Origin of the sequence: Bradyrhizobium sp. USDA 326 (assembly GCF_049739485.1) — a bacterium.
GTDB lineage: Bacteria > Pseudomonadota > Alphaproteobacteria > Rhizobiales > Xanthobacteraceae > Bradyrhizobium.
This window is the reverse complement of record NZ_JBMGQA010000001.1, coordinates 4,065,240-4,088,975: the sequence shown is the minus strand read 5'-3', so window position 1 is coordinate 4,088,975 and position 23,736 is coordinate 4,065,240. Positions and strand designations below refer to the sequence as shown.

The following is a 23,736-nucleotide window of genomic DNA, read 5'->3' as shown; positions in this document are numbered from 1 at the left end:
CTCACTTCGCCCGAGTCAGCGCCAGCCAGATGCCGCCGCCGATCATGAAGCCGCCGGAGATGCGCGACATCATCCGCGTGCGGCGCGCCGAGAAGAATTTTCGGGCCCGCCCGGCGGCGATGGCGTAGAGCGCATCGGTCATGACCGCCGTCACCATGAAGGTGGCGCCCAGCAGCGCGACTTGCGGAAAGTGCGGCTGGTTCATGTCCATGAATTGCGGAATGAAGGCGCCGAAGAACACCAGCACCTTGGGGTTCGACAGCAGCACCAGGAATCCCTGCAGGAAGAAGCCGCCGCGCGGCGGCGGTGGCGGCGCCTCGAGATCGACGCCCTCGACCGGCGCCCAGATCAGCCTGATGCCGAGCCAGATCAGATAGGCTGCACCGGCAAAGCGCACCCAGTCGAACCAATAGCCCATGGTTGCCATCAGGGAGGTCAGGCCGACCGCGACGATGCCGATCACGATGGCGAGGCCCGCTTGCGCGCCGGCAACGTTGGTGAGCGCGGCGCGCGTGCCGTGGCGCAGGCCGTTGGCGATGACGAGGGTGACGATCGGTCCCGGCAGCAGCGCCAGCGCAATACAGGCGGCGACGAAGGCGAGATAGGCTTGCATGGACATCATGGGGAGGACTCGCTGACAGCGGTTTTGCCACATTAATGCATGGCGAGGGCTGGAACGGAAGACGTTCCCTCTCTCCTCGCTTTCGCGACTTGACATGCAACCATTTGGTTGCCTATTATCTCGACCATGGATGAAGTCTTCAAAGCGCTCGCCGACGCGTCACGACGGTCGCTGCTCGACAGGCTTCACGCCAGGAACGGCCAGACGTTGAACGAACTTTGCGAGGGCCTCGCCATGACGCGGCAGGCCGTCACGAAACACCTCGTCATTCTGGAAGAGGCCAACCTGGTGACGACCATCAGGCAGGGCCGCGAGAAGCTGCACTACCTCAACCCGGTGCCGATCCATCAGATCGGTGAGCGCTGGATCAAGAAGTTCGAGCGCGGCAAGCTCGCTGCGCTCAGCGAATTGAAACGTCAGTTGGAGAAACGCGATGAGTAAGCCGGAGTTCGTCTACGTGACCTACATCGAGACCACGCCCGAGAAGCTGTGGCAGGCGCTGACGTCGAGCGAGTTCACCAGGCAGTACTGGTTCGGCGCCGAGGTGAAATCGGATTGGAAGGTCGGCTCTCCCTTCGCGCTCACGCTCGACGGCGAGGTCACCGATTCCGGCGAGATCCTGGAATCCGATCCGCCGCGACGGCTGTCCTACAGCTTCAAGCACCAGAAGTACGAGGAGCTGCGCGGCGAGCCGATCTCTCGCGTCGTCTTCACCCTCGAACCATTCGGCCCGCTCGTGCGTTTGACCGTGCTGCATGACGGCTTCGCCGAAGGCGGCAAATATCTCGGCGCCGTCTCGAATGGTTGGCCGGCGATCCTGTCCGGGCTGAAGAGTCTCCTGGAGACAGGCAAGGTTCTCTCCATCCCGCGCGCGGCCCTCAACAAGGGATTCGACGCAAAATGAACCTCGATCAGTTCAAGCCGCTGACCGTCTACACCATCTACATCGTCTCCACGCCGGAGAAGGTGTGGGAGGCGCTCACCTCCGCCGAGTTCAGCCGGAAATATTTCTCCGGCTTTGCAGTGGAGATGGAGCCGAAGCTCGGCGGCAGCTTCATCGTGCACGCGCCCGACGGCTCCGAGCACATTCGTGGCGAAGTGTTCGAATACGATCCGCCGAGGAGGCTCACGGTGAGCTGGAACGTCAACTGGCCGGACCTCGTGGAAAAGCTCGGCACCACCATTGTCACCTACGAGATCGAGCAGGCCGGCGAAGCCGTCCGCCTCACCCTGAGCCAGCGCCACGACCGCGAGCTCAGCGACGACATCCTTTCCGGCGGCCGTACCGGCTGGCCCGCGATCCTCTCCGGATTGAAGAGCCTGCTGGAGACCGGCAAGGCGCCGCAGATCGAGATGTCCCCGCCGGTGCGGTTGCTGGAGGCGCTTAAGGCGATGGGCATCAAAACGCCGTAGGACGCTGTGTCATTCCGGGGCGCGCGTGGCGCGAGCTATGATGCCGCAATTGCGCATTTGAGAATCCATCAAGCGGTTGAGCTGATGGATCAATGGATTCCGGGTTCGCCCTTCGGGCGCCCCGGAATGACGACTAGGCGGGCACCGGCGCCACCAGCCGCCGGTACAGATGCCAGGTCGCATGCCCCAGCACCGGCAGCGTCACGATCAGCCCGAGAAAATAGGGCAGCGCCGAGACGATCAGCAGCATCACGATCACAGCGGCCCACGAGATCATCGGCAGCGGGCTCGCGACGACGGCACGTACGCTCGTCACCATGGCCGTGACGAAATCGACGTCGCGATCGAGCAGCAGCGGGAACGACACCACGGTCAGCGAGAACAGGATCAGCGACAGCACGGCACCGACCGCGTTGCCGATGCCAAGGAACAGCAGGCCCTCGTTTGTCGTCAGCACCACCGTCATGAATTCCTGCAAGCTCGAAAACGAGGCATTGAGGCCGAGCAGCAGCGCGATCAGGAGCCGCACCTGGTACATCCACACCACGAACACGAACAACGTCACGAAGGCCATCCAGCCGATCTCGCTGCGCGAACGGATCGCCGACCAGATCGCACCGAACGAGACCGGCTCGCCGCACTCGCGGCGGCGGCTGATTTCGTAGAGGCCGATCGCCACGAACGGCCCGATCAGCGCAAAACCGGCAGCCAGGGGATAGACCAGATAGACCATGCCGAAGGCGGTGAGGCAGAGCATGATGGCGATACCGCCGGCGGCGTAGAGCGCGCCGAAGCAGAGACCGTAAAGAGGCAGCGCCTGGAAGTCGCGCAGGCCTTCGACCAGCGCCTCGGCGATGTCGGTCGCCGCCACGGGACGCACCACCGGATCGACCTTGCCCGAGATGGACATCAGCTTCCTCCGCAGATCGGCGCGATCTCTCGTCGCGCTTGGATTGAACACGATATTAGCGCCGCCACGCGGAGGCGCAACTTGATGCCGGCCGGCCGGCGTGAAGAGAGCGGCGACGAGACGATGATCCCAATGCGAAATCCTGGCCTTTGGTGCGCTTTTCGTGCCGATGACTATGGACGGAGCAGATGATCGTGCCTCAAATTGTACCTCCGACCACCCTCGCCTGGGAGCCGATCGCCAACCGATGAGCCTGCGTACCCGGTTACTGATCCTCGTTATCGCCGCCATGCTCGTGCCGGCGATCCTGGTCGGGCTCCGTTTCGTGCAGAACCGGGCCAGTGAGATCGACGCGGCACTGGCCAATCTGGTCGCATCCGCCGACGACATCGCGGGCGATCTGGACGAGAAGATCAAGGGCACCGCCCAGCTTCATTATGGGCTCGCCCGTGCCCGCGATCTCGACACGCGCGACAAGGCGGCGTGCTCGGCATTTCTGTCTGATGTCCGCGAAGAATACCCGCAGTTCACGGGCATCCTGACCATCGATCCCGACGGCCGTCTGTTCTGCGACTCGCTGCGGACCAACCGCACGCTCGACCTGAATGACCGCGGCTATTTCAAGCAGGTGAAAGGTCTTCATGGCATCGTCGCAGTGGAGCCGGTGTTCGGCCGGCTCACCGGGCTATCGGTGCTGCAGATCGCCTATCCCGTGCGATCGGAGGCGGGTGCGTTGAAATTCGTGCTGCTCGCGTCATTCAACCTCAACAAGTTCGCAGAATTTCACGACAAGCGGCTGCTCGCCGAGAAGGACATCCTGCTGATCGATGCCAAGGGTACAGTGCTGGTCGCCCCCAAGGGCGGCAGCTGGAGCGAGCCCGTCGGCGGATCCATTGCTGGTTCCGACCTGTTCCGCTTTGCGGCAGCGCCCGATCGCGAGCCGTTTCGCCAGGTGAGCGACCGCAACGGCCACACGCAGATCTGGGCCGTTGCCCGCTCACCTTCGATCCGCAAGGCCGGCCTCACCGTCCTGGTCGGACGATCCAAGGACGGACTGGTGGCAGCGGCCAATCGCCGGCTGTTGGAGGATACGACAATCCTTGCGGTGGCTTCGCTTCTGTTGCTCGCCGGTGTGTGGATTCTTGCGACCATGAGCGTCGGCCGCCAAGTCGGACGGCTCGCCGCCATGGCCAAGAGTCTCGGGCGCGGCGATCTCAGCGCGCGCATTCCGGAGCCCCACCCGGGCGGTGAACTCGGCGGATTGATGACCCTGCTCAACAGCACGGCCGAATCGCTCGAGCAGCAGCGCGCCGCCATCGCGGATCTCAGCCACAAGCTCAGCCAGTCCCAGAAGATGGAAGCCATGGGCCAGCTCACCGGCGGCGTGGCGCACGATTTCAACAATCTCCTGACCGTCATTCTCGGCAATGCGGAGCACCTCGCCGACAGGCTTGCGGGCAACAAGGAATTGCACCGGATAGCGAACGACATTGCGACCGCCGCCGAGCGCGGTTCCGACCTGACGCGGAGCCTGCTCGCCTTCGCGCGCAAGCAGCCGCTGCGACCGCGAGAGATCGACACCGCCGAGCAGGTGACCGGCATGAAGCAGCTTCTGCGGCGGACCCTGGGCGAGCACATCGACTGCAGCTTCGCGCTCGCGCCGGATCTATGGCTCGCCAGCGTCGATCCCAGCCAATTGGCGACGGCCGTGCTCAACCTCGTGCTCAACGCGCGCGATGCGATGCCCGACGGCGGCAAGCTGATGGTCGAGGTACGAAACATCTCGCTCAGTGACACCGACCTCGACGTCAACGGCGAGCCGCGGCCGGGCGACTACGTGATGCTGGCCGTGAAGGATACGGGGACCGGCATGGGCAGCGAGGTGTTGGGGCGCGCGTTCGAACCGTTCTTCACCACGAAGGAGGTCGGCAAGGGGACCGGTCTCGGCCTCAGCATGGTCTACGGGTTTGCGCGACAATCCGGCGGACTGGTGCAAATGCAATCCGAACCGGATCAAGGCAGCGTCGTCAGGCTGTTCTTTCCGCGCCTCGCGACGGCGCCGAATGAGGAACCGCTGCCGGCGGAGCAGGTCACCGCACCCGACGGACACGAGACAATTCTCGTCGTTGAGGACGACGATATGGTGCGAGCCTATGTCGAAAACGAGCTGAAGTCGCTCGGCTATCGCGTCATCGCGACATCGAACGGGCCGGCGGCGCTGGATGTGCTGCGCCAGCCCGGAGACATCCAGTTGCTGTTCACTGATGTCGTGATGCCCGGCGGGATGTCCGGACCGGAGCTGGCGAGGCAGGCAACCGGCCTGCGCACTGGTCTCAAGGTTCTCTTCACCTCCGGCTACAGCCAGAGTCCCGTCAGGACGCCCGACCAGATCGGCGGCGCCCGCATTCTGACCAAGCCGTTCCGGCGCAAGGATCTCGCCGCGATGCTGCGCGCGGCTCTCTCGGAGCCGCCGCGCTAGATCAGGACGCAATCGTGAGCTGCAGCGCCACCGCGAGATTGGCCGCGAACAGAGCGGCATCGATGACGAAGATCCGGAGCATCGGCCCCTTCAACACCGGCCAATAGGCCACCCCGACGCGGCCGCCGCGCATCAGCACCGGGACGTTATAGGCGAACTGGCTGAAATGGCAGGCGGCAAAGAAAAGGAACAGCGCGAGCTGCGCTTCGACCGGCTGGAAGAAGGACGGACGGGCGGCCAGAAGATAAAGGGACAAAAGCCCGATCGGCAGATTCATGCCGCCGAGGAACGCGACGCTCGCTGCAAGGGTCGGCGCGATCGGATTGCTGCGCTCCTCCCGCGGCAGCAGGATCTTCAGCGTGTTGGTTTGCGCGATGCTGAACTGGACGAACGCCCCGACGAACCAGAGCGTGTTGAGAAGCAGAACGAAGTCAGAAAGGCGCATCGTCATTTTCCATAGAAGGCTTCGCTGCGCACGACGCGCCCCGTTTCGTCGAAATCCATGAATTCGCTGGCGCGCGTATCGCCCAGCTGCCACCACACCGTGAGGCGCGCGATCGCCTCGTCCCAGCTCCAGCTCAGGATCTTCAGGTCCGCGCGCTCGACGTGGCCATAGGCCTTCCGCCAGTAGGCACGGATGCTCTCGGCGCCGTTGACGACAGGAGACCCCGTCAGCGTGAGAGCGAGAGGACTGCGCATCTGCGCATCGTCGGCGAAATGCGCGACGACCGCGTCGATGTCGACCCTGCGCCAATTCGAACACCACGCCGCAACAAAGCCTTCCGCGGTCGCGCGGTTCATTGCCTGTCCGCTCATGGCACGGATCCTCCCTGGCTCGTGGCAAGGAAAGTGGCAAAGCCCGCGCATCATGTCAACTACATTGACTTGAGGATTCCGTCAGTTGTTGTCGGCGATCGCCTCCATCACGCCCATCCACCCGGCCGCACCCGACGCCCCGACGCGATCGAACGCCTCGCGCAGCACCTTGCGCTCGTGGTCGGAGGCCCGCTGCTCGATGCGCCGCCCCGTTTCCGTCAGGCGCAGCAATTTCGAGCGGTGCTGCTCGGGCGAACGCTTCGACGTCAGGAGCTTGCGCTCCACCAGCAGATTGAGCGGCCGGTTGAGGGCTTGCTTGGAAATGCCGAGGATCTCGATCAGCGCGCCGATCGCGATGTCGGGCCGGCGCGCCACCACGTAGAGGATACGATGGTGCGGACGCGAAAGACCCTGCTTCGCAAGATATGCGTCGGCCTCCAGCGTCATCCCGCGCCAGCCGTAATACATGAGCTCGAGCGCCGCATCCAGATCGTGCAACTTGGTCAGTGAGGCGCGGTGGAGTCCCGCGGTTTGAGGCGCCTTTGCCATTGCAGGAAGCTAGCCTCTTGCCCGCAGCTCGCGCCGCAGCACCTTGCCCGTCGCCGTCATCGGCAGCGTCTCGGCGAACGCGACGAAACGCGGATATTCGTGGGCTGCGAGCTGCACCTTGACGAACTCCTGGATCTCGCGCGCGAGCGCGTCGCTGCCCGTAAAGCCCGGCCGCAGCACGATCCAGGCCTTGATGGACTCTGTTCGGATCGGATCGGGGATGCCGACCACGGCTGCCATCGCCACCGACGGATGCTTCATCAGCGTGTGCTCGATCTCGGACGGCCCGACGCGATAGCCGGCGGTGGTGATGACGTCGTCCTCACGGCTGACGTACCAGAAATAGCCGTCCTCGTCCTGCACGCCGAGATCGCCGGTCAACAGGAACTCGCCGGCATATTTCTTCGCCGTCGCCTCCGGATTGCGCCAATATTCGAGCATGGTGACGGGGCATGGCTGGCGCACGCCGATGAGGCCGCGCTGTCCCCGCGGCATTTCCTCGCCCTTGTCGTCGACGATGCGGACGTCGAAGCCCGGCGTCGCCTTGCCCATCGAACCGGGGCGGATCGGAAACAGGTTCGAGTTGCTGCCGATCACGAGATTGCACTCGGTCTGGCCGAACACTTCGTGCGCGTCGATGCCGAAGGTTTCGCGCACCCAGCCGAGCAATTCGCCGCCTAGCGACTCGCCGCCGGTGAAGATGCTGCGCAGCTTGACGCCGGGATGCTTCACTCCGGCCTGCCGCATCAGCTTCAGCGCGGTCGGCGGCAGGAAGACGTTGCGCACGGAAAGATCGGCCATCATCTGCATCGCGGCCTGCGGCTCGAATTTGCGTGCGCGGTGACCGACGAGGGGAATGCCGTGATACCAGAACGCGAACAGGCCGTTGATGAGCCCGCCGATCCAGGCCCAGTCCGCGGGCGTCCACATGAGATCGCCGGGGCGCGGCAGGAAGTTGTGACACATCTCCACGTTCGGTAGATGACCGAGCACGACGCGGTGCGCATGCAGCGCCCCCTTCGGATTGCCCGTTGTGCCCGAGGTGTAGATGATCAGCGCGGGATCATCGCACGAGGTGTCGACCCGCGCGAAGTCGGCCGACGCGGCCTTCACCGCGCCCCAGAACGACCTCGTTCCCGCCGGCGCGCGCTCACCGACCACATAGACCGTCTTCAGGTCGGGCAAACGATCGCGAATTTTTGCGAGCTTCTCCCAGCCGCCTTCGTCGGTGACGATGGCCTTCGCCTCCGAATTCGACAGTCGGAATTCCAGCGCGTCCTCTCCGAACAGCGCGAACAACGGGATCGAGATCATGCCGGAGCGGAATGCCGCCATATGCGCGATCGGCAATTCTCGGGACTGGGACAGAAACACCGCGACGCGGTCGCCACGGGAAAGCCCGTCCGCCTTCAGCACATTGGCGAAGCGGCGCGACATCTCGGCGACCTCGTCGAAGGAGGTGCGGCTGCTCGCCCCGTTCTCGTCGACATAGATCAGCGCGAGGCGACCGGTGCCGTCGGCATGGCGATCACAGCACGCTTCCGCAATGTTGAAGCGCGCGGGGATGTCCCAGCGAAAATCGCGGTAGAGCTCGTCGTAGGTTGCGGCTTCGGTGAGCATGGCTGCAGGCGCTTCCTGGAGGGAACGTCATGGCCGGGCTCGTCCCGGCCATCCACGTCTTCTTGCCTTGGCGACATTCTAGGGCCGTGGATGGCAGGGACAAGCCCGCGCATGACGGCAGGAGCTATCGCACCGTCGCGAAGAACTTCCTGACATCGCGCGCGAACAGCTCCGGCTGCTCGAAGGCGGCGAAATGGCCGCCCTTCTCCATCTCGCTCCAGTGGGTGATGTCCGGGAAGTTCGGCTCCATCCAGCGCCGCACCGGCGTGACGATCTCCTTGGGAAACACCGCGACGCCCGTCGGTACCTTCACCACAGGCGTGGTGCGGCGCTTGCCAAAACTCTCCCAATAGAGCCGCGCCGAGGAGGTCGCTGTCTGCGTCGCCCAATACAGCATGACGTTGTCGAGCAGCTCGTCCTTGCTGAAGATGTTCTCGGGGTGCCCGCTGCAATCGGTCCAGGCCCAGAACTTTTCCAGGATCCAGGCCGCCTGCCCGCTCGGTGAATCCGTGAGGCCATAGCCGATCGTCTGCGGGCGCGTCGACTGCTGCTTGGAGTAGCCGGAATCGAGATCGACATAGTGCTTGAGGCCGGTGAGAGCGCGCTTCTCCTCAGCCGTCGGCTCGCCCTCGAGTCTAGGCGCCGCATTGAAGGCGAGCGTGATGTGAATGCCGGCGCAATGCTCGGCGTCCTGCGCCCCGAGCGAGGTCGTCACCGCCGAGCCCCAATCGCCGCCTTGCGCGCCGTAGCGCGCATAGCCGAGCCGGTCCATCAGCTTGGCCCAGGTCGCGGCGATGCGATCGACACCCCAGCCGGTGGTCTTTGGCTTGGCCGAGAAGCCGAAGCCCGGCAGCGAGGGACAGACGACGTGAAACGCATCAGCGGGATTGCCGCCATGCGCGGCGGGATCGACCAATGGCGCGATCACCTTCTGGAATTCGACGATCGATCCCGGCCAGCCATGGGTGATGATCAGCGGCAGCGCGGACGGCGCCTTCGAACGCACATGGAGGAAGTGGATGTCGAGCCCGTCGATCTCGGTGGTGAACTGCTCGAAGCGATTGAGTTTTGCCTCTCGGGCCCGCCAGTCGTAATCGTTGGCCCAGTAGGTGCAGATCTCCTGGATCCACTGTAGCGGCGCGCCCTGGCTCCAGTCGTCGACGAGCTCGGCATCCGGCCAGCGCGTGCGGACGAGGCGTGACCTGAGATCGGAGAGGACGTCGTCGCCGATGGCGATGCGGAACGGTTTGATGGCGCTCATCGGTTGCCTCCCTTGTTCTTCTTGTCATTCCGGGGCGCGCGTAGCGCGAGCTATGATGCACAGTTGCGCATCTGAGAATCCATCAAGCAACGGACTCAGCAGCGCGATGGATTCCGGGTTCACGCTACGCGTGCCCCGGAATGTCGACTTAGCCCGACAGCGCAGACTTCACCAAGCCGCTCGCCTTGCCGAAATCCATCTGTCCCGCGTACTTCGCGCGCAGCACGGCGATCACCTTGCCCATGTCCTTCATGCCGCTAGCGCCGGTCTCAGCGATCGCGTCCGCGATCGCCTTCTTCACGTCATCCTCCGACATCTGCTTCGGCAGGTAGGCCGAGATCACCGCGATCTCCTCGCGCTCCTGCGCGGCAAGCTCGGCGCGGCCGCCCTTGTCGTAGAGCTCGACCGCCTCCTGGCGCTGCTTGATCATCTTCTGCAGCACCGCGAGGATGTCGGCGTCCGACAGTGGCGGCTTGCCGCTGCCGCGGGCATCGATGTCGGCGTTCTTGATGGTCGAGTTGACCATGCGCAGCGTGGACAGCTTGCGCTCGTCCTTGGCCTTCATGGCCTCCTTGACCGCATTGTTGATGTCGTCGCGCAGCATGATCGTGATCCCTTCGAATATCCGACGCCTGATCTAGGCCGTTCGCGCCCTTGAGACAACCTCGGTTGCGAGCCATTCCGCGAGCGCCCGCACTGTCGCTTGCGGCTGTTCGGCTTGCGGCAGGTGCCCACAGCGATCGAGGATCACGAGCCTCGCGCCGGCGATGCCCTCGGCCATTTCCTTCGAGAAGGCGTTCGGGATGGTGTTATCGGTATCGCCCGTCAGCACCAGAGTTGGGCATGCGATCGTCGCCAGCGTCGGGCGCGAATCCACCCGTGCGATGATCGCGGTCTGCTGCCGCAGATAGCCTTCGACGCCGACGTCCTCGTCCTGCGCATGCACGAGCGCGAGAATATCGGCATCATCGCGCCGCGACGGATGCACGAGCTCCGGAAAACTCTCCTCGCGGACGGCGCGGAGCTCGCCGCGCCTGGCGCGCTCCATCTGAGCGTGCCGGCGGGCGGTCGCCTCCGGCGTGTCGGGCCGGGCCTGCGTGTTGATCAGCGCGAGCTTGGTCACGCGCTCGCCCGCCTGACGCATGATCTCGAAGGCAATGTAGCCGCCCATGGAATGGCCGGCGAGAGCAAAGCGCGGTGGCGCCTCGGCGAGGATACGGCGGGCGATCGCCGCGATGCTGTCGTCGCGGATGTGGTTGGCAATCATCACGGGGCCAAACCGCCATAGCGCCGGAATCACCGGGGCGTAGATCCGGGCCGAGGAGGCCAGCCCCGGAACAAGCAGAATCGGGGTGGTCTGGTCCATTATTGCCTCGCAAGCCCAGGAAATTGCCGGAAATTGTGCGCCTGAGCTTAAGTGCCCGAGACGGGCTGTCAAATATGCAAAAACGCATGTGAATCGGCCATTCTCCGCTTTGACGGCGGCGCCTGTGGGGACTATGAAGCGGGCTCATGACACAACAAGACAACGATCCCGCCTGGCCGGACCACAAACCGACCGCGCTCCTCGTGCTTGCGGACGGCACGGTGCTCGAGGGCTTCGGTCTCGGCGCAGAAGGCCACGCCGTCGGTGAAGTCTGCTTCAACACGGCGATGACCGGCTATGAAGAGATCCTCACCGATCCGTCCTATGCCGGACAGCTCATTACCTTCACCTTCCCGCATATCGGCAATGTCGGCACCAACGAGGACGACATCGAAACGGTGAACATGGCGGCGACGCCGGGCGCGCGCGGCGTGATCCTGCGCACCGCGATCACCGATCCCTCGAACTATCGCGCCACCAGGCATCTCGACGCCTGGCTGAAGGCCCGCGGCATCATCGGCCTCTCCGGCATCGACACCCGCGCGCTGACCGCGCTGATCCGCTCCAAGGGCATGCCCAACGCCGTGGTCGCGCATTCCAGGACCGGCGAGTTCGATCTGCATGGCCTGAAGGAAGAAGCGCGCGAATGGCCGGGCCTCGAGGGCATGGACCTCGTGCCGCTGGTCACCTCCGGCCAGCGCTTCACCTGGGACGAGACGCCGTGGCTGTGGGACAAAGGCTTCGGCCGGCAGGAGAAGCCGGAATTCAACGTCGTCGCCATCGACTACGGCATCAAGCGCAACATTTTGCGCCTGCTCGCCGGCGTCGGCTGCAAGGTGACGGTGGTGCCGGCGACGACTTCAGCCGAGGACATTCTGGCAATGAAGCCGGATGGCGTGTTCCTGTCCAACGGACCTGGCGATCCGGCTGCGACCGGCAAATATGCCGTGCCTGTGATCCGGGACGTGATCAAGTCGGGCACGCCGACCTTCGGGATCTGCCTTGGCCACCAGATGCTGGGCCTCGCCGTCGGCGCCAAGACGAAGAAGATGCACCAGGGCCATCACGGCGCCAATCATCCCGTCAAGGACGAGACCACCGGCAAGGTCGAGATCACCTCGATGAATCACGGTTTTGCCGTCGACGAGACGACGCTGCCGAAAGGCGCGACGCAGACCCACATCTCGCTGTTCGACGGCTCCAATTGTGGCATCCAGCTCGATGGCAAGCCGGTGTTCTCGGTGCAGTACCATCCCGAGGCCTCACCGGGCCCACGCGACTCGCACTATCTGTTCAAGCGCTTCGCCGACCTGATGCGGCAGAGGAAGAGCGCGTAGGGCGACAATACCACCCGGCGGATGAGTCCGCCGGGACCCGGCTCCGTCATGGACGCATGAACATGAAGTCGGTGTCGGGATCGCAGTTCTCGGCGATGAAGCGCAGTTCCGCCTGGATGTCGGCGACCGACCTCGTCTCCAGATATTTCGAAACCACCAAATTGAGCAACGCCCGACAGACGGCTTCGTGCCCCAGGCCCGCTGTCTCCGCCTCGTCGACGGGCGCCGAGAAATGACGCTGCGCAACGTCGGATGCGTACATGGCGTTCCCCCTCCTTCGCTTCGATCTGCGTGCCCGCCATTGGCCGCCGGCGCCTTGATCTCGGTCAAGCCGACGTATGGAGTGTCGTGCGGAACAAGACGGCCTGTGCCCTCTTGATTCCGGTCCGTTGCCAGTGGGAGCCCCCATGTCCGTCGTCCGCGACAATGCCGAGCCGCTCGCCATCGTATTCGAAGACGATGGCCTCGTGCCGAACAACATCCTTCCGTTCCTGGTCTACCAGGGCGCGTTGAAGCTCGATCCGAAGCATCCGGAAGAGACCATCGAAGACCTGTTCGAAGGCAACGGCTGGGGCGGGACGTGGCGCAACGGCGTCTACGACTACCTGCATTATCACGCGACGGTGCACGAAGCGCTCGGCGTCGCGCGCGGCAATGCCCGCGTTCGCTTCGGCGGCGACCATGGCCAGGAGCTTCGGATCAAGGCCGGCGACGTCGCGATCCTGCCGGCCGGCACCGGGCATCAATGCATCCAGGCGAGCGAGGATTTCTGCATCATCGGCGCCTACCCGCCTGGCGCGAGGATGGAGATCACGCGGGCGACCCCGGAGAATCATGCCAGGGCGCTGAAGACAATTCCGCAAGTCGCGCTGCCGCCGGCGGATCCGGTGACGGGCAAGGATGGCGCACTGATGCGGCTGTGGCGGTAGCCGCAAACGCAGTACCGTAGGTGGATTAGCAAAGCGTAATCCACCTCTTCCGTTCCGCCGAGGCACACGTGGTGGGCTACGCCTTCCGCTAATCCACCTCAGGATCCCTGCTACGCCACGTTGGCACCTTCCTGCCGGGTCGCCTCGAACAGGAACCAGGTGCGGCGCTCGGTCTCGTCGATGAAGTTTTCGAGGATGCTGGCGCTGGCGACGTCACCGGCCTCGTCGCAGACCTCGTGCGCCTTGCGCATCGCGGCGGCGACGTGCTTGTTGTCCTGCATCAGCTCGCGCAGCATCTCGCGCGGCGGGACGTAGTCCTCGTTGTTGTCCTTGATGGTCTGGAGCTTTGCGACCTGGCCGATCGACTTCAGCGTAGTGCCGCCGATCTTGCGGACGCGCTCGGCGAGCTGGTCGGTGGTGGCGAAGATCTGGTCGGATTGCTCGTCGAGCAGGAGATGGTAATCTCGGAAATGGCGCCCGCTGATGTGCCAGTGGAAATTCTTGGTCTTGAGATAAAGCGCGAACGCGTCGGCCAGAAGCACGTTGAGCGCCTCCGAGACCTTCTTGACTCCGTCGGACGACAGATCAGTGGGGGTATCGAGATCGGGCGAGACCTTGCTGGTTTTGCTCACGGGAGACCTTCCTGTTAGGACGCGGACATTGACGGCGCGCCGTCGCACCCCTAACGCAAGGTGGGCAGCGCCGGTTCCCCCATCGGAACCGTTTGCCGGGACCTTTGAATAGCATGGACGATTGGATCGATTATTACGACTCGACGCATACGATCTATGTCAGCAAGCTGCATCGCGACTTGCACTTCCAGATCATTGCGCGGGACATCATCGGCTACATCCCCTCGCCCGATGCGACGGTGCTGGACTATGCCTGCGGGGAAGCGCTGTCGGCGAGCGAGGTGGCAGCGGCCTGCGGCAAGCTGATTCTGGCCGAGCCCGCGCCGGGCGTGCGTGGCCGGCTGATCGCGCGGTTTGCCCCGAACACCAAGATCCGCGTCCGCTCGCTCGACGATGTCCGCAAGATGCAGGACCAGTCGATCGACCTCGTCGTGATGAACTCGGTCGCGCAATACATGACGCCCGAGGAGCTCGATGCCGCACTGCTCAACATCCGCCGTATCCTGAAGCCCTCCGGCAAGCTGGTGCTGGGCGACATTCTCCAGCCCAATGTTGGCATGGCCAGAGACGTGATGGCGCTGCTCAGCTTCGGCCTGCGCCACGGCTTCCTGAAGGACGCGCTGATCGGGCTGATCAGCACCGCGCTGTCGGATTACCGGCAGTTGCGTTCGAAGATCGGGCTGCAGCGCTACAGCGAGGACGAGATCACCACCAAGCTGAAGGTGGCCGGATTCGCGGTCCGGCGCGCCGATGGCAATATCGGCCACAATCGCTGGCGCATGACCTTCATCGCGCGGCCGCCTCTGGTTCGTTAAGCATAACAATTAGCCGTTGTAGCTTGTCGCACTGCAATCGGACATGATTGCCGCGGCCCGGTGGCGGAAGTGTCTACGCGGGGGCGGTGCATCGCTCTTCATCCTGGTTCAAATCCAGGCCGGGTCTCCAGCCTTCGCTGCTTGCGCAGCTTCGGCTCGGCAAGCCCGCTCGTGGCGAAGGCTGCCGCGGCGAAGCCCGAACGGGCGGAGCCGGACCTATGTCAGCAATCCGCTCAGCTGCGATCCGCCTCAACCACTTTGCACTCCGGCAGCAGTTGAAGCCGGTCCGCATCCTTGGCCGCGGAGCTGATCACCGCATCGAGCAGACCCGGAAACCGCGCGTCCAGATCCTCGCGGCGCAGGCGCATGAACCGGTTGGTCCCCGCCACGCGCGTCTGCATCAGGCCGCATTCGCGCAGCTTGGCGAAATGGTAGGCGAGGTTCGACTTGCCGCCGAGGCCGCTGAAGTCGCCGCAGCATAGTTCGCTGCTGACACGTTCCTGCAGGGCGAGCTGGTAGACGATGGCGAGCCGGATCGGATCGCTCAGGCAATCCAGCACCATCGGCAGCTCGATCTGCCCGCGGGTCGGGTGAAGTGGCGTGCGGCTCATGTTCAGATCATAGCGACGCGGCCATTATGTTCAATAGTTCTTGAACCAATTGACTCCTGGGCCGCAGCATTGAATAGTTCAATAATCGTTGAACATATGGACTTTTCCAATGAGCGTGGTCTGGCTGGCCCTGGCGGCCTTTGCGATCGGCACCGAAGGCTTTGTCATCGCAGGACTTTTGCCGGCAATCGCGAGCGACCTCTCAGTTTCGGTTTCGGCCGCGGGCCAATTGGTCACCGCCTACGCCCTCACCTATGCGGTGGGCTCGCCGATCCTCACCGTGGCGCTGAACAACATCGACCGCCGCACCGTGCTGGCCCTGGCGCTGGCGACCTTCATCGCCGGCAACCTCGCGGCCATGGTGGCATCCAACTACGCCCTGCTGCTGGCCTCGCGGATGCTGATGGCGCTGGGCTCGGGGCTGTGCATGCCGACGGCGCTTGCGGTGTCCGTGGCGGTCGCCGCGCCCGAACGGCGCGGCCGCGCGGTGGCGCTCGTTACCGCGGGGCTCACGGTTGCGACCGTGGTCGGCGTTCCCTTCGGCAATCTCGTCGGCAGCCTGCTCGGTTGGCGCGCGACATTTGCCATGGTCGCCCTGATCGGCACTGTTGCGCTCGCCGGCCTCCTGCTCGGTCTGCCCCGCGGCCTGCCGCGCAATACGGCCTCGCTCGGCGAGCGGCTGGCGGTGGCGCGACACGGCCATGTTGTGACCGCCCTGCTGATCACGATGTTATGGGCACTGGGCGGCTTCACTGTGTTCACATATTTCGCGGTCCCGCTGCGCGGGCTCGGCTTCGACGCCTCGCAGATCAGCCTGGCACTGCTCGTGTTCGGCGGCGCCGCCGCGATCGGAAACATGCTTGGCGGCGTCCTGGCCGATCGGCTCGGCACGCTCGCGACCGCTGGCCTCGGGCTCGCCGGCATGGCGGGCGCCCTGTTCCTGCATTCGCTGGTGCTGAAGCTGATGCCCGGACAGGCGCATTACGCCGTGCTGGGCGCGATCTTCCTCTGGGGCATCTCGGGATGGGCGTTCTATCCGGCCCAGCTCGCCAGCATCATCCGGATCGAGCCGCAGGCTTCGATGATTGCGCTCTCGCTCAACGCCTCGTCGATGTATCTTGGCTTCGCCATCGGCGGAGCGCTGGGCGGCGCAGTGCTGGTCACCCTCTCACCGACCGACCTCGGCTGGATCGGCGGAACGAGCGTTGCGGCCTCGCTCCTGGTGCACCTCGCCCGTGGCTGGCAGGTCCGGCCAAAACCCGTCAAAATTGCCGGTTGATGGGCGTTTTTCGGGGTTTCGCCGCCCCTAAAACTGGTCTAAGACCCACCCGCGCGCGAGGGAGACCACCGCGCTCTCGGCCAAAGGGACGCGCAGCAGCGCGCCCTTTTTTTGTGCCAAAATTCCACTTCGGCGAGAGTTGATGCCCAAACGTACAGACATCACCACCATCCTGATCATCGGCGCCGGTCCCATCGTGATCGGCCAGGCCTGCGAGTTCGACTATTCGGGCACGCAGGCGGTGAAGACGCTGAAGGAAGAGGGCTACCGCATCGTCCTCGTCAATTCCAACCCGGCCACCATCATGACCGATCCGGAATTGGCCGATGCGACCTATATCGAGCCGATCACGCCCGAGATCGTGGCCAAGATCATCGAGAAGGAACGTCACGTCATTCCCGGCGGCTTCGCGCTGCTGCCGACCATGGGCGGACAGACCGCGCTGAACTGCGCGCTGTCGCTGCGCCGTCAGGGCACTCTGGAGAAGTTCGACGTCGAGATGATCGGCGCCACCGCCGACGCGATCGACAAGGCCGAAGACCGCCAGCTGTTCCGCAACGCCATGGAGAAGATCGGGCTGCAGACGCCGAAGTCGCGGCTCGCCAACGCGTCCGAGCTGAAGAAGTCGTTCCGCGACAAATACCAGGCCGAACGCGAGAAGCTGTCGGGCGCGGCGCTCGAAGAGCTCGACCGGCAATGGACACTCGGCGAAGGCGACCGGCGCAAGCGCTATCAGGAATATGCGCTCGGACAGGCGATGATGGCACTATCCGAGATCGGCCTGCCCGCGATCATCCGCCCCTCCTTCACCATGGGCGGCACCGGCGGCGGCATCGCCTACAACAAGGAAGAGTTCCTCGACATCATCGAACGCGGCCTGGACGCGTCTCCCACCAACGAAGTGCTGATCGAAGAATCCGTGCTCGGCTGGAAAGAGTACGAGATGGAGGTCGTGCGCGACAAGAAAGACAATTGCATCATCGTCTGCTCGATCGAGAACCTCGATCCGATGGGCGTGCACACTGGCGATTCCATCACGGTGGCGCCGGCGCTGACGCTGACCGACAAGGAATACCAGATCATGCGCGACGCCTCGCTGGCGGTGCTGCGCGAGATCGGCGTCGAGACCGGCGGCTCCAACGTGCAGTTCGGCGTCAATCCCGAAGACGGCCGCATGGTCGTCATCGAGATGAATCCGCGCGTGTCGCGCTCCTCCGCGCTGGCCTCGAAGGCCACCGGTTTTCCGATCGCCAAGGTCGCCGCCAAGCTCGCCGTCGGGTACACCCTGGACGAGATCGCCAACGACATCACCGGCGGCGCCACGCCGGCCTCGTTCGAGCCGACCATCGACTACGTCGTTACAAAGGTGCCGCGTTTTGCCTTCGAGAAATTTCCGGGCGCCTCGACCACGCTGACCACGTCGATGAAGTCGGTCGGCGAAGTCATGGCGATCGGCCGCACCTTCCAGGAAAGCCTGCAAAAGGCACTGCGCGGGCTCGAGACCGGGTTGACCGGCCTCGACGAGATCGAAATCGAGGGCCTCGGCCGCGACGACGACAAGAACGCCATCCGCGCCGCGCTCGGCACGCCGACGCCGAACCGTCTGCTCCAGGTCGCCCAGGCCATGCGGCTCGGCTGGTCGAACGAGGACATCTTCAAGTCCTGCAAGATCGATCCCTGGTTTCTCGGCGAGATGCGCGGCATCGTCGACATGGAGGAGAAGGTCAGGAAGAACGGCCTGCCGGGCAACGCCTTCGGCATGCGCACGCTCAAGGCCATGGGCTTCTCCGATGCACGCCTCGCCGTGCTCGCCGAGACGACGGAGGCCGAGGTGACGGCGAAACGGCACGCGCTCGGCGTTCGCCCTGTCTACAAGCGGATCGACACCTGCGCGGCCGAGTTCGCCTCGCCGACCGCCTACATGTATTCGACCTATGAGGCGCCGTTTGCGGGCGCCCCTGCCGACGAGAGCACGCCCTCCGATAAGAAGAAGGTCATCATCCTCGGCGGCGGCCCCAATCGCATCGGCCAGGGCATCGAGTTCGACTATTGCTGCTGTCACGCCTGCTTCGCGCTGCATGACGCCGGCTACGAATCCATCATGGTCAACTGCAATCCGGAGACGGTGTCGACCGACTACGACACCGCCGACCGGCTCTATTTCGAGCCGCTCACCGCCGAGGACGTGCTGGAGATCATCGCGAAGGAGCGCAGCAAGGGCACGCTGCACGGCGTGATCGTGCAGTTCGGCGGCCAGACGCCGCTGAAGCTGGCGCGCGCGCTGGAAGCCGCCGAAGTGCCGATTCTCGGCACCTCGCCGGACGCCATCGACCTTGCGGAGGACCGCGACCGCTTCAAGCGCGTGCTCGACAAGCTTCGTCTCAAGCAGCCGAAGAACGGCATCGCCTATTCGGTCGAACAGGCGAGGCTCGTCTCCGCCGATCTCGGTCTGCCGCTCGTGGTCCGCCCGTCCTACGTGCTCGGCGGTCGCGCCATGCAGATCATCCGCGAGGAGAATCAGCTCAACGACTATCTGCTCGGCACGTTGCCGGAGCTGGTGCCGGCCGACGTCAAGGCGCGCTATCCGAACGACAAGACCGGGCAGATCAACACGGTGCTCGGCAAGAACCCGCTGCTGTTCGACCGCTATCTGTCGGACGCGACCGAGATCGACGTCGACTGCCTCTCCGACGGCAAGGACACGTTCATCGTCGGCATCATGGAACACATCGAGGAAGCCGGTATCCATTCCGGCGACAGCGCCTGCTCGCTGCCGCCGCACTCGCTCGATGCGAAGATGATCGAGGAGCTGGAGCGCCAGACCCGCGAGCTCGCGCTCGGCCTCGACGTCATCGGCCTGATGAACGTGCAATATGCCATCAAGGACGGCGAGATCTACGTGCTCGAGGTCAATCCGCGCGCCTCGCGCACGGTGCCGTTCGTCGCCAAGGTGGTCGGCACGCCGGTCGCCAAGATCGCCGCGCGCATCATGGCGGGCGAGAAGCTCGCCGATTTCAAGCTGAAGAAGGCCAGGCTCAAACACGTCGGCGTCAAGGAATCGGTCTTCCCGTTCGCGCGCTTCCCCGGCGTCGACACGGTGCTCGGCCCCGAGATGCGCTCGACCGGCGAGGTCATGGGCATCGACCGTTCGTTCGCGGTGGCCTTCGCCAAGAGCCAGCTCGGCGGCGGCACGCGGGTGCCGCGCAAGGGCACGGTGTTCGTGTCGGTCCGCGAAAGCGACAAGACGCGCATCGCCGAGGCCGTTCGCGAATTGCACTCGCTCGGCTTCAAGGTGCTGGCGACCTCGGGAACTCAGCGCTTCCTGACCGACCAGGGCATCCCGACCGAAAAAGTGAACAAGGTGCTGGAGGGGCGGCCGCACATCGTCGACGCCATCACCAACGGGGACGTCCAGCTCGTCTTCAACACCACTGAAGGGCCCCAAGCGCTGGCCGACAGCCGTTCGCTGCGGCGCGCGGCCCTCTTGCATAAAGTGCCGTATTACACCACTCTTTCCGGGGCCGTGGCGGCCGCGCAGGGCATCCGCGCCTATCTGGGCGGGGATCTTGAGGTTCGTACCCTGCAGAGCTACTTTTCGGAAACCTGATCGCTAGCTCCGGCGAAGCCGCTGCTAAGTGATTGGCGATGAAGCCACAATGGCCGGAGGAACTGTCCGGCCAGGTGGTGGTTCTGTTCCGGCGCTAAAAGCCCATATCTGTCAACGTCCGGCAGCCCTCGCGTTGGGCTCCGGAAACACTGACGAATCAAGGTTGCGGCGCCCATCGCGTTTCGGGCGCACGATCGAAGGACGAGAGAGACGATGGAAAAGGTTCCGATGACCCAGGCCGGCTTTGTCGCGCTCGGGGAAGAATTGAAGCAGCGCCAGTCCGTGGATCGTCCGCGGATCATCGAGCATATCGCGGAGGCGCGCTCGCACGGAGACCTATCGGAAAACGCGGAATATCATGCCGCGAAGGAAGAGCAGTCCCACAATGAAGGCCGCATTGCCGAGCTCGAGGACAAGCTCGCGCGCGCCGACATCATCGACATCTCCAAGCTCTCCGGCGACACCATCAAGTTCGGCGCTACCGTGACGCTGGTCGACGAGGACACCGAAAAGAAGACGGTGTGGCAGATCGTCGGTGAGGTCGAGGCCGACGCCAAGAAGGGCCGCATCTCCATCACCTCGCCGCTCGCGCGCGCGTTGATCGGCAAGAAGAAAGGCGCCTCGGTCGAGGTCAACACGCCGGGCGGCGCCAAGGCCTATGAGATCACCAAGGTAGAGTGGCGGTAAGCATTTGCCGCCTGCGCTGAGATGATATCTTCGAAAGGGTCGCGCAGTGCGCGGCCTTTTTGTTTCTGCGTCTCGTGTCCCGGACGCACTGCCACGCCCTTAACGTTGCTACGCCGCGTCCGGGGCACGAGTTCGCGCGACCCTACCTTCTTCCCTTCACATCGAGCGGCACGGCCGCCTCGTACTTCGAATTGTGCAACACCAGCGAGGTCCGCACGTTGCGGACATGTGGCGCGGCAGTCAGGTGCGTGACAAAATCCTGGAAGGTCGCCATGTCAGGGGCGACGCATTTGAGGATGAAATCGACCTCGCCCGACAGCATCCAGCATTCCCGCACCAAGGGCTCGGCGCGGACGAATTCCTCGAAAGCACGCAAATCCGCCTCGGCCTGGCTGGACAGGTGCACGGCCGCGAACACGGTGACGTCGAAGCCGAGCTTGCGGGCGTCGAGCAGGCCCCGGTAGCCGTGGATGTAGCCCTCCTCCTCCAGCGCCCGGACCCGGCGCAGGCAGGGGGGCGGAGAGATGCCGACGCGCTTGGCCAGCTCGACATTCGTGATTCGACCGTCGGCCTGAATCTCGGCGAGAATTTTCAGGTCGATCTCGTCTAGGTTCCGCGACACGTGATTGGAACTCCTGCCCTTTGCAGCGGTATTGATGGTTTTCTCGAAATCGTCATAGCCCAGTCCGCACTGCCAGCGCAATTTTATTGCGCGCGCAGCGCAATCGACTTTTGTTCCCTGTTGGAAAAATCCGCCGAGAGGGAATGCAATTCTTGCATAGCTCACCAGAAGGCTTAGATTAGCTCTGATATTTCAGCGCCTCCGCGAGACCTCCCGGCACGTTCCGCGCTCGCGCTGCAGATCCCCCGTGAAAGGCCTCCATCGAAATGTCCGCTCCTGTACATGCAAAGGTCGTCATTATCGGCTCTGGCCCTGCTGGCTACACGGCGGCGATCTATGCCGCGCGCGCGATGCTCGAGCCGATTCTGATCCAGGGTATCCAGCCCGGCGGCCAGCTCACCATCACCACCGACGTCGAGAACTATCCGGGCTTCGCCGACGTGATCCAGGGCCCCTGGCTGATGGAGCAGATGGAGAAGCAGGCGGTCCATGTCGGCACCAGGATCGTCACCGACCTGGTCACCAGATTAGAGACTGCGCAGCGGCCCTTCCGCCTCACCTGCGACAGCGGCGACGTCTATCTCGCCGACACCGTGATCCTCGCCACAGGCGCGCAGGCGCGCTGGCTCGGGCTGGCGTCCGAAGCCAAGTTCCAGGGCGGCGGCGTATCGGCCTGCGCCACCTGCGACGGCTTCTTCTACCGAGGCAAGGAGGTGATCGTGGTCGGCGGCGGCAACACCGCGGTCGAGGAAGCCCTGTACCTCACCAATCATGCCTCGCAGGTCACCATCGTGCATCGTCGCGATCACTTCCGCGCCGAGCGCATCCTGCAGGAACGCCTGTTCAAGCACCCGAAGATCAAGGTGATCTGGGACTCGGCCGTCGACGAGATCTGCGGCACCGAGACCCCGAACAAGGTCACCCATGTCCGGCTCAAGAACGTCAAGACGGGCGCGCTCACGGACGTGAAGACCGACGGCGTCTTCATCGCCATCGGCCACGCACCCGCCACCGAGCTCGTCAAGGACCAGGTCAAGCTGAAACCGTCGGGCTATGTCGAGGTCGCCCCGAACTCGACTGCCACCTCGGTGCCCGGCCTGTTCGCCGCCGGCGACGTGGCCGACGAAACCTATCGCCAGGCCGTGACGGCCGCCGGCCTCGGCTGCATGGCCGCACTCGAAGCCGAACGTTTCTTGGCCCTTCGCGCCAGCGAGCGCGCGGCAGCGGAATAACATCATGCCTCGAACACGCGACGGATTTACGGACATGGATTGGGACAAGCTGAAGGTGTTTCACGCGGCGGCGGAAGCGGGCAGCTTCACGCATGCGGGCGAGCAGCTCGGCCTGTCGCAATCGGCGGTGTCGCGCCAGGTCTCCGCGCTGGAGCAGGAGCTTTCAGTCTCGCTGTTCCACCGCCACGCCCGCGGCCTGATCCTCACCGAGCAGGGCGACCTGCTCTTCCGCACCGCGCATGACGTGTTCATGCAGCTGCAGGCGGCACGCGCCAAGCTGACCGACAGCCGCGAGCGGCCCAGCGGCGACCTCAAGATCACCACCACGCCCGGCGTCGGCATCAACTGGCTGATCCCGCGGCTCGGCGAGTTCACTGCGCTCTATCCGGAGATCCGCATCTCGCTGATCGTTACCGACGAGGAGCTCGATCTGTCGATGCGCGAGGCCGATGTCGCGATCCGCACGCGCAAGCCGACCCAGCCGGACCTGATCCAGCGCAAGCTGTTCGCGATGGGCTTCCACGCTTATTGCTCGCCGGAATACATCAAGCGCTTCGGCACGCCGCGCACGCTGGAGGAGCTCGACTCCCACCGCATCATCACGCTCAGCGACGGCAGCTTCGCGCCGCATCTTCAGAACCGCAATTGGCTGATCGAAGCCGGGCGCAACGGCTCCGGCCCGCGCGAAGCCTATTTCAAGGTCAACAACATCCTCGGTCTGGTGCGCGCCTGCCAGCAGGGCCTCGGCATCGCCGCGCTGCCGGACTATCTCGTCGAGGAGCAGAACAAGCTCGTGCAGCTGTTCGGCGAGTCGGACTCGATCCAGCTCGACACCTACTTCGTCTATCCCGAGGAGTTGAAGACCGTCGCCCGCGTGCAGGTGTTCCGCGACTTCGTGGTGAGCAAGGCGCAGCGCTGGCCGTCCTAATTTCCGCATGACTGACATGCG

General features: G+C 64.3%; 25 protein-coding genes. 12 read left to right on the top strand and 13 right to left on the bottom strand.

Features of this window, described 5'->3' with window-relative positions; translation table 11 throughout:
* Position 1: 1 nt before the first annotated feature.
* Positions 2–622: a LysE family translocator gene (locus tag ABIG06_RS19275; protein WP_199751509.1), complete on the bottom strand. Its 621-nt coding sequence runs from the start codon at positions 620–622 to the stop codon at positions 2–4.
* A gap of 126 nt (positions 623–748) precedes the next feature.
* Here ABIG06_RS19275 and ABIG06_RS19270 point away from each other — a divergent pair, with 126 nt between their 5' ends.
* Genes ABIG06_RS19270 through ABIG06_RS19260 form a run of 3 tightly spaced genes read left to right on the top strand, consistent with a single transcriptional unit; the run spans position 749 to position 2,035 of the window.
* Positions 749–1,063, top strand: coding sequence for an ArsR/SmtB family transcription factor (locus ABIG06_RS19270; RefSeq protein WP_061880471.1), 315 nt, complete (start codon positions 749–751; stop codon positions 1,061–1,063).
* Positions 1,056–1,526: an SRPBCC family protein gene (locus ABIG06_RS19265; protein ID WP_370138165.1), complete on the top strand. Its 471-nt coding sequence runs from the start codon at positions 1,056–1,058 to the stop codon at positions 1,524–1,526. The genes ABIG06_RS19270 and ABIG06_RS19265 overlap by 8 nt, the downstream gene beginning before the upstream one ends.
* On the top strand, positions 1,523–2,035 hold the full coding sequence (locus ABIG06_RS19260) for an SRPBCC family protein (RefSeq protein WP_370138164.1): 513 nt from the start codon (positions 1,523–1,525) through the stop codon (positions 2,033–2,035). The genes ABIG06_RS19265 and ABIG06_RS19260 overlap by 4 nt, the downstream gene beginning before the upstream one ends.
* 133 nt (positions 2,036–2,168) lie before the next feature.
* Here ABIG06_RS19260 and ABIG06_RS19255 read toward each other — a convergent pair whose 3' ends face one another.
* Entirely contained in the window at positions 2,169–2,945 is a 777-nt protein-coding gene (locus ABIG06_RS19255) for a DUF2189 domain-containing protein (RefSeq protein ID WP_370138163.1), read from the bottom strand.
* A gap of 247 nt (positions 2,946–3,192) precedes the next feature.
* On the opposite strand from ABIG06_RS19255, the gene ABIG06_RS19250 reads away from it, so the two are divergent.
* Positions 3,193–5,424 carry an ATP-binding protein gene (locus ABIG06_RS19250; protein ID WP_370138162.1) on the top strand — a complete coding sequence of 744 codons (2,232 nt, stop codon included), beginning with the start codon at positions 3,193–3,195 and terminating at the stop codon, positions 5,422–5,424.
* Between the two features lies 1 nt (position 5,425).
* Here the strand turns inward: ABIG06_RS19250 and ABIG06_RS19245 are convergent, their stop codons facing one another.
* The 7 genes from ABIG06_RS19245 to ABIG06_RS19215 form a co-directional block, all read right to left on the bottom strand.
* Complete coding sequence (locus ABIG06_RS19245) at positions 5,426–5,869, bottom strand: hypothetical protein (RefSeq protein WP_370138160.1); 444 nt, start codon at positions 5,867–5,869, stop codon at positions 5,426–5,428.
* Between the two features lie 2 nt (positions 5,870–5,871).
* Complete coding sequence (locus ABIG06_RS19240) at positions 5,872–6,240, bottom strand: nuclear transport factor 2 family protein (RefSeq protein ID WP_370138159.1); 369 nt, start codon at positions 6,238–6,240, stop codon at positions 5,872–5,874.
* Between the two features lie 81 nt (positions 6,241–6,321).
* Positions 6,322–6,789: a MarR family winged helix-turn-helix transcriptional regulator gene (locus tag ABIG06_RS19235; RefSeq protein ID WP_370138157.1), complete on the bottom strand. Its 468-nt coding sequence runs from the start codon at positions 6,787–6,789 to the stop codon at positions 6,322–6,324.
* Positions 6,790–6,798: 9 nt separating this feature from the next.
* Positions 6,799–8,409, bottom strand: a complete 1,611-nt coding sequence (locus ABIG06_RS19230) for an acyl-CoA synthetase (protein ID WP_370138156.1) — start codon at positions 8,407–8,409, stop codon at positions 6,799–6,801.
* 124 nt (positions 8,410–8,533) lie between these two features.
* Entirely contained in the window at positions 8,534–9,670 is a 1,137-nt protein-coding gene (locus ABIG06_RS19225; protein ID WP_370138155.1) for an epoxide hydrolase family protein, read from the bottom strand.
* A gap of 148 nt (positions 9,671–9,818) precedes the next feature.
* Positions 9,819–10,274, bottom strand: a complete 456-nt coding sequence (locus ABIG06_RS19220; RefSeq protein ID WP_370138153.1) for a GatB/YqeY domain-containing protein — start codon at positions 10,272–10,274, stop codon at positions 9,819–9,821.
* A gap of 33 nt (positions 10,275–10,307) precedes the next feature.
* Positions 10,308–11,036, bottom strand: a complete 729-nt coding sequence (locus ABIG06_RS19215; RefSeq protein WP_370138152.1) for an alpha/beta fold hydrolase — start codon at positions 11,034–11,036, stop codon at positions 10,308–10,310.
* Positions 11,037–11,182: 146 nt separating this feature from the next.
* Between ABIG06_RS19215 and carA the strand changes: the two genes are divergently transcribed.
* Entirely contained in the window at positions 11,183–12,373 is a 1,191-nt protein-coding gene (gene carA / locus ABIG06_RS19210; protein WP_370138151.1) for a glutamine-hydrolyzing carbamoyl-phosphate synthase small subunit, read from the top strand.
* Between the two features lie 46 nt (positions 12,374–12,419).
* On the opposite strand, the gene ABIG06_RS19205 is transcribed toward carA, so the two are convergent.
* The gene (locus tag ABIG06_RS19205) at positions 12,420–12,635 is read right to left on the bottom strand and encodes a hypothetical protein (protein ID WP_424578369.1); all 216 of its coding nucleotides are present in this window, start codon (positions 12,633–12,635) and stop codon (positions 12,420–12,422) included.
* 145 nt (positions 12,636–12,780) lie between these two features.
* Here ABIG06_RS19205 and ABIG06_RS19200 point away from each other — a divergent pair, with 145 nt between their 5' ends.
* Positions 12,781–13,302: a hypothetical protein gene (locus tag ABIG06_RS19200; protein WP_370138150.1), complete on the top strand. Its 522-nt coding sequence runs from the start codon at positions 12,781–12,783 to the stop codon at positions 13,300–13,302.
* A gap of 110 nt (positions 13,303–13,412) precedes the next feature.
* On the opposite strand, the gene ABIG06_RS19195 is transcribed toward ABIG06_RS19200, so the two are convergent.
* The gene (locus tag ABIG06_RS19195) at positions 13,413–13,934 is read right to left on the bottom strand and encodes a Dps family protein (RefSeq protein WP_124160450.1); all 522 of its coding nucleotides are present in this window, start codon (positions 13,932–13,934) and stop codon (positions 13,413–13,415) included.
* Positions 13,935–14,047: 113 nt separating this feature from the next.
* Here ABIG06_RS19195 and ABIG06_RS19190 point away from each other — a divergent pair, with 113 nt between their 5' ends.
* Positions 14,048–14,749: a class I SAM-dependent methyltransferase gene (locus ABIG06_RS19190; protein WP_124160449.1), complete on the top strand. Its 702-nt coding sequence runs from the start codon at positions 14,048–14,050 to the stop codon at positions 14,747–14,749.
* A gap of 233 nt (positions 14,750–14,982) precedes the next feature.
* On the opposite strand, the gene ABIG06_RS19185 is transcribed toward ABIG06_RS19190, so the two are convergent.
* Positions 14,983–15,360: an ArsR/SmtB family transcription factor gene (locus ABIG06_RS19185; protein ID WP_124160448.1), complete on the bottom strand. Its 378-nt coding sequence runs from the start codon at positions 15,358–15,360 to the stop codon at positions 14,983–14,985.
* A 109-nt stretch (positions 15,361–15,469) separates the two neighbouring features.
* On the opposite strand from ABIG06_RS19185, the gene ABIG06_RS19180 reads away from it, so the two are divergent.
* The 3 genes from ABIG06_RS19180 (at position 15,470) to greA (ending at position 20,933) form a co-directional block, all read left to right on the top strand.
* Positions 15,470–16,639: an MFS transporter gene (locus tag ABIG06_RS19180; RefSeq protein WP_370138149.1), complete on the top strand. Its 1,170-nt coding sequence runs from the start codon at positions 15,470–15,472 to the stop codon at positions 16,637–16,639.
* Positions 16,640–16,781: 142 nt separating this feature from the next.
* Complete coding sequence (carB, locus tag ABIG06_RS19175; protein ID WP_370138148.1) at positions 16,782–20,246, top strand: carbamoyl-phosphate synthase large subunit; 3,465 nt, start codon at positions 16,782–16,784, stop codon at positions 20,244–20,246.
* A 213-nt stretch (positions 20,247–20,459) separates the two neighbouring features.
* Positions 20,460–20,933, top strand: a complete 474-nt coding sequence (gene greA, locus ABIG06_RS19170; RefSeq protein WP_027563740.1) for a transcription elongation factor GreA — start codon at positions 20,460–20,462, stop codon at positions 20,931–20,933.
* Positions 20,934–21,075: 142 nt separating this feature from the next.
* Here the strand turns inward: greA and ABIG06_RS19165 are convergent, their stop codons facing one another.
* A complete protein-coding gene (locus ABIG06_RS19165) occupies positions 21,076–21,555 on the bottom strand; it encodes an Lrp/AsnC family transcriptional regulator (protein ID WP_027534298.1) in 480 nt (159 codons plus the stop codon).
* 266 nt (positions 21,556–21,821) lie between these two features.
* Here ABIG06_RS19165 and trxB point away from each other — a divergent pair, with 266 nt between their 5' ends.
* A complete protein-coding gene (trxB, locus tag ABIG06_RS19160) occupies positions 21,822–22,787 on the top strand; it encodes a thioredoxin-disulfide reductase (RefSeq protein WP_370138147.1) in 966 nt (321 codons plus the stop codon).
* Between the two features lie 4 nt (positions 22,788–22,791).
* Positions 22,792–23,715: a LysR family transcriptional regulator gene (locus ABIG06_RS19155; protein WP_028178742.1), complete on the top strand. Its 924-nt coding sequence runs from the start codon at positions 22,792–22,794 to the stop codon at positions 23,713–23,715.
* Positions 23,716–23,736: the final 21 nt, after the last annotated feature.

What these genes read in the sequence shown, in the direction of transcription:
- ABIG06_RS19240 (WP_370138159.1), bottom strand. Translation starts at nt 6,240, where the DNA reads ATGAGCGGACAGGCAATGAACCGCGCGACCGCGGAAGGCTTTGTTGCG.
- ABIG06_RS19180 (WP_370138149.1), top strand. Translation starts at nt 15,470, where the DNA reads ATGAGCGTGGTCTGGCTGGCCCTGGCGGCCTTTGCGATCGGCACCGAA.
- ABIG06_RS19255 (WP_370138163.1), bottom strand. Translation starts at nt 2,945, where the DNA reads ATGTCCATCTCGGGCAAGGTCGATCCGGTGGTGCGTCCCGTGGCGGCG.
- ABIG06_RS19200 (WP_370138150.1), top strand. Translation starts at nt 12,781, where the DNA reads ATGTCCGTCGTCCGCGACAATGCCGAGCCGCTCGCCATCGTATTCGAA.
- ABIG06_RS19245 (WP_370138160.1), bottom strand. Translation starts at nt 5,869, where the DNA reads ATGCGCCTTTCTGACTTCGTTCTGCTTCTCAACACGCTCTGGTTCGTC.
- ABIG06_RS19155 (WP_028178742.1), top strand. Translation starts at nt 22,792, where the DNA reads ATGCCTCGAACACGCGACGGATTTACGGACATGGATTGGGACAAGCTG.
- ABIG06_RS19190 (WP_124160449.1), top strand. Translation starts at nt 14,048, where the DNA reads ATGGACGATTGGATCGATTATTACGACTCGACGCATACGATCTATGTC.
- ABIG06_RS19250 (WP_370138162.1), top strand. Translation starts at nt 3,193, where the DNA reads ATGAGCCTGCGTACCCGGTTACTGATCCTCGTTATCGCCGCCATGCTC.
- ABIG06_RS19230 (WP_370138156.1), bottom strand. Translation starts at nt 8,409, where the DNA reads ATGCTCACCGAAGCCGCAACCTACGACGAGCTCTACCGCGATTTTCGC.
- ABIG06_RS19205 (WP_424578369.1), bottom strand. Translation starts at nt 12,635, where the DNA reads ATGTACGCATCCGACGTTGCGCAGCGTCATTTCTCGGCGCCCGTCGAC.
- ABIG06_RS19220 (WP_370138153.1), bottom strand. Translation starts at nt 10,274, where the DNA reads ATGCTGCGCGACGACATCAACAATGCGGTCAAGGAGGCCATGAAGGCC.
- ABIG06_RS19215 (WP_370138152.1), bottom strand. Translation starts at nt 11,036, where the DNA reads ATGGACCAGACCACCCCGATTCTGCTTGTTCCGGGGCTGGCCTCCTCG.
- trxB (WP_370138147.1), top strand. Translation starts at nt 21,822, where the DNA reads ATGTCCGCTCCTGTACATGCAAAGGTCGTCATTATCGGCTCTGGCCCT.
- carB (WP_370138148.1), top strand. Translation starts at nt 16,782, where the DNA reads ATGCCCAAACGTACAGACATCACCACCATCCTGATCATCGGCGCCGGT.
- ABIG06_RS19225 (WP_370138155.1), bottom strand. Translation starts at nt 9,670, where the DNA reads ATGAGCGCCATCAAACCGTTCCGCATCGCCATCGGCGACGACGTCCTC.
- ABIG06_RS19265 (WP_370138165.1), top strand. Translation starts at nt 1,056, where the DNA reads ATGAGTAAGCCGGAGTTCGTCTACGTGACCTACATCGAGACCACGCCC.
- ABIG06_RS19185 (WP_124160448.1), bottom strand. Translation starts at nt 15,360, where the DNA reads ATGAGCCGCACGCCACTTCACCCGACCCGCGGGCAGATCGAGCTGCCG.
- greA (WP_027563740.1), top strand. Translation starts at nt 20,460, where the DNA reads ATGGAAAAGGTTCCGATGACCCAGGCCGGCTTTGTCGCGCTCGGGGAA.
- ABIG06_RS19235 (WP_370138157.1), bottom strand. Translation starts at nt 6,789, where the DNA reads ATGGCAAAGGCGCCTCAAACCGCGGGACTCCACCGCGCCTCACTGACC.
- carA (WP_370138151.1), top strand. Translation starts at nt 11,183, where the DNA reads ATGACACAACAAGACAACGATCCCGCCTGGCCGGACCACAAACCGACC.
- ABIG06_RS19270 (WP_061880471.1), top strand. Translation starts at nt 749, where the DNA reads ATGGATGAAGTCTTCAAAGCGCTCGCCGACGCGTCACGACGGTCGCTG.
- ABIG06_RS19275 (WP_199751509.1), bottom strand. Translation starts at nt 622, where the DNA reads ATGATGTCCATGCAAGCCTATCTCGCCTTCGTCGCCGCCTGTATTGCG.
- ABIG06_RS19260 (WP_370138164.1), top strand. Translation starts at nt 1,523, where the DNA reads ATGAACCTCGATCAGTTCAAGCCGCTGACCGTCTACACCATCTACATC.